The sequence below is a fragment of the Flavobacteriales bacterium genome, from assembly GCA_020435415.1.
Taxonomy (GTDB): domain Bacteria; phylum Bacteroidota; class Bacteroidia; order JACJYZ01; family JACJYZ01; genus JACJYZ01.
Genome location: JAGQZQ010000109.1, coordinates 1 through 9,490 on the forward strand (window position 1 = coordinate 1; position 9,490 = coordinate 9,490).

Below are 9,490 nucleotides of genomic sequence, written 5' to 3' on the forward strand. Positions count from 1 at the left end.
TGCGGTTTATCGAAAGCATATCACACTGTTGGGAGATACTCCAGTCAGTCCCTTTTGGATCCAGCAACTTCTTCCGTTCAGAAAGCGGAATCATAGCACCTTTTTTTTTAACCAGTCGTTCTCCATTTTCAACCGGCCTATCTGGTTGTATAGTTCATCCTTCTCCTTCTCAATGGCAGCCTTATCTATCGACTCGTGCTGACCAAAAGCACTTTCGGCGTTCTCAAGAAATTCCTTCTTCCAGCTGCTAATCTGATTGGGATGAAGTTTGTATTGAGCTGCCAGTTCCTGCAAACTCTTCCGCTCTTTGAGCGCTTCCAGAACAACCTGGGTCTTAAACGCTGCGGTAAATTTTCTTCTCGTGTTTTTCATAGTGACAGAAATTTAAAGATTCGTAAATTCCTGTCCTAATTTTCCCGACCACTACAGTTGATACAAAACCAAGGAATTACGCCCAGTTCAATTGTTTTTCCGGTAGGTGGATATTTGTACTGTATGAACGCCGGATTATGCCTGACAAATATTTTCACTTTACGATGTTCCAGTCCTTATAGTAGTAAACACCCTAAGTAAAAAAACCCGATCAATATTTTTAATACTGCTTAGGTCGGTAAAATATTCAAGCACGTTTCGCAGGGAAAGTATGTACAACGGTTATGTTTCTGTACAACGCGCAAAGTGTTTATCCCGGATTATGCATTAGGAATGCGCTTTCACGCTGAATTATCTGCTCCGCAACAGAAAAACTATTGCATGATCCGGGGTTATCAAAAAACAATGATGTTTTAGGAATATATCCCCATTAAGTTCGTGCTTCAAAAAGTTGATCGATAAAAGTTTCCTAAGATGAAGGTATCTTCAGGTGGGCCTGTGAAACGGGAAAAAAGAAAAATCATATTCTCTCAGAGAACAAACACCTCTGTGAAACTCTGTGAAAACTCCGTGAAACTCTGTGTTAAAACTTATCTATTAAATTTAATCACAGAGTACACAAAGAAGGTACAAAGAACACTGAGATCTCTCGCACAAAACACCTCCGTGAAACTCTGTGAAAACTCCGTGAAGCTCCGTGTTAAAACTTATTTATTAAAAATTTAATCACAGAGTACACAAAGAAGGCACAAAGAACACTGAGATCTCTCGCACAAAAACACCTCCGTGAAACTCTGTGAAAACTCCGTGTAGCTCCGTGTTAAAACTTATTTATTAAAAATTTAATCACATAGCACACAAAGAAGGCACAAAGAACACTGAGATCTCTCGCACAAAACACCTCCGTGAAACTCTGTGAAAACTCCGTGAAGCTCTGTGTTAAAACTTTTCCATTAAAAATTTAATCACAGAGTACACAAAGAACACTGAGAGATCTCTCACAAAAAACACCTCTGTGAAATCTCCGTGAAGCTCTGTGTTAAAACTTATCTATTAAATTTAATCACAGAGTACACAAAGAAGACACAAAGAGCACTGAAATCTCTCTCACAAAAACACCTCCGTGAAACTCCGTGAAGCTCTGTGTTAAAAAAGAAAGTACGCGCTATCAATTATAAACACCACTACAATTCCGCAATCACCTTTTTCAGTCTGCCCTGTACTTCGACAGCCACCTCACCCAGCGAATTATTCTCAACCGACATCATGGATGCAATGGGATCCACCGCCGACACTTCCACAGCCCCATCCTCATTCTCTTCCACAACCACATTACAGGGAAGAAACACACCGATCTTATCTTCCTTCTGCAATGCCTTGTGCGCAAAGGTGGGATTGCATGCACCCAGGATGCGGTACTTCTTGAAATCCACATCCAGTTTCTTTTTCAGCGTCGCCTGCACATCAATCTCGGTAAGCACGCCGAAGCCTTCCTGCTTCAACGCCTCCGTGACCTTTTCAATGGCGTCATCAAAACTGGTGTTTAGGGTTTTGGTAAAATAGTAGCTCATTTTCTGCTTTATTAAAAGTTGAGGAGGTCAAAAAATCATTGCCCGTAATTCAACATTAAAATTAGGGATTTCAGATCAATGAGATACCCTGTTTTCGGTATTCACCAACGCCGTCAATTCAAATATACCCTGATGATGGTATTGCAGGACGCAGGCCCTACACAGACATTTGCCAAAAAAATAACAGCGTGAAAAATTATATTCTACCTCTACTGATTTTCTCTGCGGTACTTTCTGCCTGTAAGAAAGACAAGCCCGAACCCGACGATACCGATCCATACGCATCCCAAAAGGTGCAGGTCAAACAAACCTATGCCCAACTCGCATATGCAGTGTATGACGATGCCTACGTGTCCACCCTGAAATTACAAACCGCCATCGAAGCGTTTATCGCCAACCCCACATCAACAGGCTTTGACGAATGCAAACAAAAATGGCTGGACGCCAGGGAGGTCTATGGCCTCACCGAGACTTTCCGTTTTGCCGATGGCCCCATCGACAACGAAACGGATGGCCCCGAAGGCCTGATCAACGCCTGGCCCATGGATGAGGCGTATGTGGATTACGTCATCGGCAATCCAACCTCAGGCATCATCAACAACACCACCTCCTACCCTAACATCAGCAAGACGACATTGTTCAGCGCCAATGAGAACGGTGGAGAAGAAAACATCTCCCTCGGTTATCACGCCGTTGAATTTCTACTTTGGGGACAAGACACCTCTGCAAATTCCGCAGGCATGCGCCCATACACCGACTACCTAACAACCGGTGGCACGGCATCCAATCAGGACCGGCGGAAGCAATATCTTAGTCTGGCTACGGAGATCCTGGTAGACGCCCTCAAGCAGGTGCGCGATGCATGGGATCCTGCCACCACCAACAGCTACTCGGAAACATTTGTAGCTTTGAGCAACGAAACCGCACTGCATAGAATATTTAACAGTCTGAAGGTGCTGAGCGGCACTGAACTTTCCGGCGAACGTATGTACACCGCCTACGATAACATGGATCAGGAAGATGAACACAGCTGCTTCTCAGACAACACCCACCGCGACATTTACCTGAATGCAAAAGGGATGGAAAATCTCTACCTCGGAACATATAAAACATCCAACGGGATCGTCATATCAGGCTATGCTTTGAAAGACCTGGTGGCACTTTACAGTGCGGATAAGAATCAGGCGGTGGTGGATTATCTGGCCAGCTCCCTCACCAAGATCAGCGCCATGTATATACCCTTTGACCAGGCGATCGTACTGCCCGCTGAAAGACCAAAAGTGCTGGATGCCATCACCGAACTGCAAACACTCGAACTGAAAATTAAAGATGCCGCCGCTGCGGTAGGCGTTCAACTTCAGTAATCAATGACGAGAACACCGGTACTTCGTTTTCTTTTTTCAATCTGCTGTATGTCCGTGGTGATCCATGCCTGTACCAAGGATCCCCATCTGGATTTGTCCCGGAACGGCAACGGTGAGTACGAAGAAGGAGAAGAACTTTCCGCCGGTGTACGTACCATTTTTGACGAATCCGCACTCGCATTCAATTATCAGATTCCCGGCGTTGCCGGTGATGAGAAACTGGATTTCTTCGTAGGAAATTCTTTTTTCAATCAGAACTGGGTAGAAGCCCCCTCCTCTACCACGGCGCGTGATGGAATCGGTCCGCTGTTCAACACCCGGGCATGCGGAAGTTGTCATCTGAAGGACGGGCGTGGCCAGCCGTTCATCAACCAGGGACTGCTTTTCCGGTTAAGTATACCCGGTGCCGGATCACATGGAGAACCCCTCCCGGAACCCAACTACGGAGGTCAGCTGAACGAGCATGCCGTACAGGGTGTCGCCGGCGAAGGGGAATTTGTTGTGACGTATACCGACAACACCTACCACTTTCCGGATGGTCAACCATACACATTACGCACCCCCACCTACACCTTCACCAATCCGGGTTATGGCAACATGCAGCCCGACGCCATGGTATCGCCCAGGATCGGACAGCAGATCATCGGACTCGGACTGGTCGAGAATATCCGGGAAAGTGATCTGATATTTTTGGCGGATGAATTTGATAAGGACGGCGATGGCATCTCAGGAAAGATCAATCACGTTTTTGACGCCATCAGTCAAACCACCCAACCAGGGCGCTTCGGCTGGAAGGCGAATGTAGCCAGTCTGCCACACCAGACCGCAGGTGCCTTCCTGGGCGACCTGGGAATCACCACGTGGCTTTTTAGCAATGAGAATTGTACGTCCATTCAAAACGACTGCCAGCAAGCACCCAATGGTGGACAACCCGAAATAGACAGCGCCGATCTCAACAAGGTGGTGTTGTATGTGCGAACGCTCGGCGTTCCTGTCCGCCGCGACTACATGGATGAAACCGTGCTGAAGGGCAAAGCCATCTTCAACAACATCGGCTGTGAGAAATGCCACACGTCAAAGTTCACAACCGGCAACACATCTCCCATTGCCGCGCTGAACAATGTGGAAATACGTCCGTATTCCGATTTCCTCGTACACGATATGGGACCAGGCCTCGCCGACGGTCGTCCCGACTACCGGGCCAGCGGAAACGAATGGCGCACCCAACCCCTGTGGGGACTGGGGCTCATCAAAACGGTGAACGGGCACACCTACCTTCTTCACGATGGTCGCGCACGCACCATCACCGAAGCCATTATGTGGCACGGCGGTGAAGCGGAATCATCGAAGAACAGTTTCGGTAAACTGTCGAACGCCGAACGAAATGCGGTGCTGAAGTTTCTGGAGTCGTTGTGATTTTTTTGAAGCGAATGGTTTATCGCATTCCCCAACGACCTTCGGGTTTTACGCTTTTACCCGCGTAGCATTGGGTCAGCCACATACCACTTGAGTAAAGTATGCAAACCATTCCTGCCGTCACTGATCGTATGCGGGGTAACCGCTTCAACCCCGGCTATGCTGCCGGTGTTCCGTCGTTGTCGTGACTTTCGCATAACACAGGACGTTAGGCAAAATCACGTTGGAAAACTTTCATACCTATGACTACGGACGTTAGGCGAAGGTTGCACCTTCGTCGGTTCATTCTTCGGTTTGCAGCGGTTATAATGCCATCGGCCATCTACCGTAATACCGCTATTATCCTAACAAATGGAACTGTATAAACGTGATAAATCATATAAACCCTGGTAGTATATATATATATATGTAGCGAATGCTACAAGATAAAAAGACGAAGGTGCAACCTTCGCCTAACCAAAGAATCACTTTGGAAGAAATTCATATCTCAAAAAAGCCCGGCTGATTTCTCAACCGGGCTTTTTCATGAAACTCAATATGCTTATTGCACCACGATGTTTTCAATCCTCAAGCCATCTTGTGATTGTAACCTCAGCGTGTACATTCCGGCCGGCACATCACCCAGCTGGATCATATCCTGACCGGAAATAATTTTGCGGCTCACTTCTTCTCCCAGAACATTGAATACCCGCACTTCGGTTTTTTCCGAAATACCCGTCAAGGTAAATGTACCGTTGCTGGGGTTCGGATACACCATGCCTTCACGGCGTGAAACCGAAACCACCGATGTAGGCAGCGGATCACCGAATGTAGCCACAGAACCTACGTTTGACTGGGTCGCGTCGCTGTAGATCGGATGTCCTTCAATGGTAGACAAAAGCAGCTGTCCGTTATAGTTTCCAAGCGTGTTCACATTACCACCCAGCAGATCATCAATGCCGGTCCAGGTATTGCCGTCCCAGACCGCCACCTCTTCAAAGGTGCCGCCATCAAAACTGTTGAAGTTACCACAGGCCACCAGGTTATCTCCCATGGAAGCCATATCTGTCACGTTGTGGTCGATGTTATTCGCAACGGTATCGATCGTGCTTCCGTCATATTGCAGGATGTAGTTGTTTGTGCTATGTTCTATGGACACATACAACTTGCCCTTATGTACAAACATCTTTTTGATCTCCGCCGAGCCATTGACCAGGTCTATGCTCCAGTCGGACCAGGTGTTGCCATCATATACCCGCTCATTCGCATACAGCTTGCCGTTATATTCGATAATGTCATTGGGGCTGTCGAACATTGAATTGTAATTGGCATCCGCCACCAACTTATGACCGTTCCAGTAGGCCATCTTTCCCAGACTCTCATAGGCGGAAATGGTGCTGTCCACAGGCATACCTCCGCTGATGTTCCCGGCCACCCACAGGCGGTTGTTCAACACCGCGAGATAGTGACTGTTCCCGAAGATGCCATAACCGGAGCTCACCCAGGCAGCTCCATCCCAGTAGGCCAGGATACGTCCGGGATACGAACCGTCTATCGTCACACCGATACCTATCGTCCACAAGGTATCGTTGCAGCGAACAATGTCGTTCATGGCGGTTATGCTGCCCAAAGCACTCGGGTCACCGATGGCGGTCCAGCTTGAGCCGTTCCATGCAGCGGCACCTTTCATCGGATTGCCATCAGCACTGCTAAGCGATCCCACCACGTAGGTGAGGTTATCGATGGCGTCATAATAGAAACACGAAACACCTCCCACGGCATTTGTGCTTCCGGCAATTTCAAGATTCTGTGCAATGGCAGCAACGGCCAGGCATGAGGCAAAGAAAATGGTGTAGATTTTTTTCATACGGATCGGATTTGGTTCGCGGTAAATATAGCTATAAAGTGTATTGGATGAATATGTTGGGAGATGGAGGCAGATAGTAGGCAGGAGACAGTAGGCAGTGCGTGACGCGTTGGGTTACCCGGGGAAGGTTGGCTTATGGGGTATATTTGATTTGGTGATTTGGTGATGTATGATGTGGTGACCTGCCAGCCGCCGCTTAGGCCATTGCAGGGCAGGCTGGCCTGCCAGCCGAAGCATTAGCCATAGCGCAGGCAGGCTGGTTTGGTGATGGATAAAAGACAACAGATATTAGACAATAGAAGATAGACACCGGATAATAGACATTAGAAAGCAGACATTTGAAAAGCAGACTGTAGACCAGGGCGGATAGGGGTTGGTGGAAATGGGGTTCGGCGAAGGTTGCACCTTCGTCGGTCTATTTCATAGCTTTCAGCTATAGCAACACATGCCGTAAAACTTCATCTGTGGGCATCTTCCGGTCACAACCCTCGTGATCTTGTGAAGTAAGGGGTAACTACACGTAGTAAATTCTACAGGATAGACAGACGAAGGTGCGCGTGTCCCGGGACCGCAGGAATCCGGAAACCTTCGCCTAACATCGGGGCTAGATATATGATTTGGTGATTTGATGATTTGGTGATATATATGAATCCACGCCCCCTTCACACATCACACATCACACATCACACATCGTACATCATACATCATACATCACCAAATCATACATCCCACATCCCCTACCCTGGGATCTCTTCACCCGGCTCAAATACCGTTTTCGGAATCTGGTTCTTAACAGGCTTCAGGGATTTGAGATACTTGTAGATGGCACGAATCTCCACCTCGTCCATCCGTGAGAACACCCCCCATGGCATAGGCGAGGTGCGATGTACCCGGCCGGCCTTGATACGACCGACAAAAGCATCTTCCGTCCATAATGCCATCACACCTGTTTCCTCATCTGGGGTCAGGTTCGGGGTCACAAAGGAATAACCTTCGGTGAACCCGTCGGCTGGCATCGCAAAGCCACCGGCAAACGGCTCCCCGGTAAACTCACCCGTTTTCAGGTCTCTTTCGGTGTGACAGCCCCGACAATTGGCGATGCTGTTGGCAATGTATCCCCCATATGCTGCTGTTGGCTCAATAGCTACCGTCTTTGGTGGTTCTGTTTCAGGACTCGTAGGCTTTACCACACCGAAAGCCGTTAATGCCTTGCCAAGAAAGGAGAGTTCGGTTTGTGGCATCTCGTGTTTCACAGGCTCCTGGCTGCGCAGGTAGGAGATGATGGCCACGATATCCGCATCGCTCATGTCCTGAAAAGGCATGAACGGAAACAGTTGATCGCCGTTTGCCCGCACGTTATGACGCAGGGCGCGCGCCAATTGTCCGTCGCTGAAATGACCGATGCCCGTCTCAGGGTCCGGCGTCAGGTTAGGTGCACGAAAGGTTCCGGGTGGGATGGCCAGTTCCCATCCACCGCTTAACGGAATAACAGCACCCTGATCCACATCATTGATCTTATCCATCGGTACATGGCAAGTCGCGCAGTGCGCAGGACCAAAGATCAGGTACTTTCCCCTGGCGATAACCGCCGAATCCGTACTCGCATGGAGATCAGGCAATGCTATTTCGTCATAACTCTTGTGCCAGCTGAGTTGTACGTAAACCACCACCACTGCCACAATAAGAAGCAGGGCAATCAGAACGCGTTTCAGAATTTTCATGATGCGGAGATTTGAAATTTGACGGTGAAATTAGAGAAAAAGAGACATCCGTCAAATCGGTTGCTATTGGTTTGTTTGGGGAGTTGGGAATCAGAAGGTGGACAATGGAAATGGGCAATGGATATTAGAAAATGGACATTAGAAAATAGATAATAGACATTAGATATTAGAAAAAAGGCCTTGGAGATTAGCCAACATGTGCTGGATGTAAACCTGATGTTCGGCGAAGGTTGCACCTTCGTCGGTCTATTTCGTAGCTTTCAGCTACAGCAACGCATGCCGTATAACTGACCAGCTGGACAGGCCTTCGGTTCTTGGTCGCGGGCATTGAACCCCTATTATGACGATCAAGGCGATCTTCCAGGTTATGGGTACAACCTGTATAGTATGCACCATCAGAACAAAAGAGGGCATAGACAATATATTCCATGAGTAGATAAATATGGTTTTGCCCTCAATTGTAATGGATACAAGATAGAGAAAATGGCAGATAATAGCGGTTTTCAACCAGCTACTTCGCCAAGGCTGCGTCGCTTGAAAGCCCTAGCCCGACTCACGGTAGACTACCAGCGAGCTATAAGCAAAAAGCCCGACGTCGCTTCTCGTGTTACGAGAAGCTATGGCGGGCGAAGCAATACACTCTTATATCAAATGCCTCTTCAAAAACGCTCTTCCTGATCCAGACTTGTGGTATTTTTCAAAATAGAAAGCTCTGTACTTATCGGAAAAAGCCGTGTAGCTGACCAGCAGGACAGGCCTTCGGTTCCTGGTTGCAGGCACCGAACCCCTATTATGGCGGTCAAGGCGATCTTCCAGGTTATGGGTGCAACCTGTATAGTATGCGCCATCAGAACAAAAGAGGGTATAGACAAAATACTCCATGAGTAAATACATATGGTTTTGCCCTCAATTGTAATATATGCAAGATAGAGAAAATGGCAGATAATAACGGTTTTTAACCAGCTACTCCGCCAAGGCTATGTCGCTTGAAAGCCGAAGCCCGGCTCACGATAGACTGCCAGCGAGCTATAAGCAAAAAGCCCGACGTCGCTTCTTACTTCAGGCTCACCATTAACAAATGTATACTTTGATTCGAATGTGATAGCGGTTTTCAACCGCCGAAGCCCGGCTCACGATAGACTGCCAGAAGTACTGAAACAAAAAAGCCCGCCGTCGCTTCTTACTGGCGTAAGAGCTATG

General features: G+C 48.0%; 8 protein-coding genes. 2 read left to right on the forward strand and 6 right to left on the reverse strand.

Annotation, left to right across the window (positions count from 1 at the left end):
- Window positions 1-90: 90 nt before the first annotated feature.
- Entirely contained in the window at window positions 91-372 is a 282-nt protein-coding gene (locus tag KDD36_13380; protein ID MCB0397640.1) for a transposase, read from the reverse strand.
- A gap of 1,184 nt (window positions 373-1,556) precedes the next feature.
- Window positions 1,557-1,943 carry a DUF302 domain-containing protein gene (locus KDD36_13385; GenBank protein MCB0397641.1) on the reverse strand — a complete coding sequence of 129 codons (387 nt, stop codon included), beginning with the start codon at window positions 1,941-1,943 and terminating at the stop codon, window positions 1,557-1,559.
- 188 nt (window positions 1,944-2,131) lie between these two features.
- On the opposite strand from KDD36_13385, the gene KDD36_13390 reads away from it, so the two are divergent.
- Both KDD36_13390 and KDD36_13395 read left to right on the forward strand, forming a co-directional pair.
- Complete coding sequence (locus KDD36_13390; protein MCB0397642.1) at window positions 2,132-3,307, forward strand: hypothetical protein; 1,176 nt, start codon at window positions 2,132-2,134, stop codon at window positions 3,305-3,307.
- Between the two features lie 3 nt (window positions 3,308-3,310).
- Window positions 3,311-4,723 (forward strand): thiol oxidoreductase, encoded by a 1,413-nt coding sequence (locus KDD36_13395; GenBank protein ID MCB0397643.1) that lies wholly within the window; start codon window positions 3,311-3,313, stop codon window positions 4,721-4,723.
- A gap of 541 nt (window positions 4,724-5,264) precedes the next feature.
- On the opposite strand, the gene KDD36_13400 is transcribed toward KDD36_13395, so the two are convergent.
- The 4 genes from KDD36_13400 to KDD36_13415 all read right to left on the reverse strand — a co-directional run bounded on the left by KDD36_13400 (window position 5,265) and on the right by KDD36_13415 (window position 9,172).
- Window positions 5,265-6,569 (reverse strand): T9SS type A sorting domain-containing protein, encoded by a 1,305-nt coding sequence (locus KDD36_13400; protein ID MCB0397644.1) that lies wholly within the window; start codon window positions 6,567-6,569, stop codon window positions 5,265-5,267.
- Window positions 6,570-7,306: 737 nt separating this feature from the next.
- Window positions 7,307-8,290 (reverse strand): c-type cytochrome, encoded by a 984-nt coding sequence (locus KDD36_13405; GenBank protein ID MCB0397645.1) that lies wholly within the window; start codon window positions 8,288-8,290, stop codon window positions 7,307-7,309.
- A 187-nt stretch (window positions 8,291-8,477) separates the two neighbouring features.
- The gene (locus KDD36_13410) at window positions 8,478-8,720 is read right to left on the reverse strand and encodes a GIY-YIG nuclease family protein (GenBank protein MCB0397646.1); all 243 of its coding nucleotides are present in this window, start codon (window positions 8,718-8,720) and stop codon (window positions 8,478-8,480) included.
- A 212-nt stretch (window positions 8,721-8,932) separates the two neighbouring features.
- Window positions 8,933-9,172: a GIY-YIG nuclease family protein gene (locus tag KDD36_13415; GenBank protein ID MCB0397647.1), complete on the reverse strand. Its 240-nt coding sequence runs from the start codon at window positions 9,170-9,172 to the stop codon at window positions 8,933-8,935.
- Window positions 9,173-9,490: the final 318 nt, after the last annotated feature.

Coding starts and splice junctions, on each gene's coding strand:
- KDD36_13380 (MCB0397640.1), bottom strand. CDS start 372: ATGAAAAACACGAGAAGAAAATTTACCGCAGCGTTTAAGACCCAGGTT.
- KDD36_13385 (MCB0397641.1), bottom strand. CDS start 1,943: ATGAGCTACTATTTTACCAAAACCCTAAACACCAGTTTTGATGACGCC.
- KDD36_13395 (MCB0397643.1), top strand. CDS start 3,311: ATGACGAGAACACCGGTACTTCGTTTTCTTTTTTCAATCTGCTGTATG.
- KDD36_13400 (MCB0397644.1), bottom strand. CDS start 6,569: ATGAAAAAAATCTACACCATTTTCTTTGCCTCATGCCTGGCCGTTGCT.
- KDD36_13405 (MCB0397645.1), bottom strand. CDS start 8,290: ATGAAAATTCTGAAACGCGTTCTGATTGCCCTGCTTCTTATTGTGGCA.
- KDD36_13410 (MCB0397646.1), bottom strand. CDS start 8,720: ATGGAATATATTGTCTATGCCCTCTTTTGTTCTGATGGTGCATACTAT.
- KDD36_13415 (MCB0397647.1), bottom strand. CDS start 9,172: ATGGAGTATTTTGTCTATACCCTCTTTTGTTCTGATGGCGCATACTAT.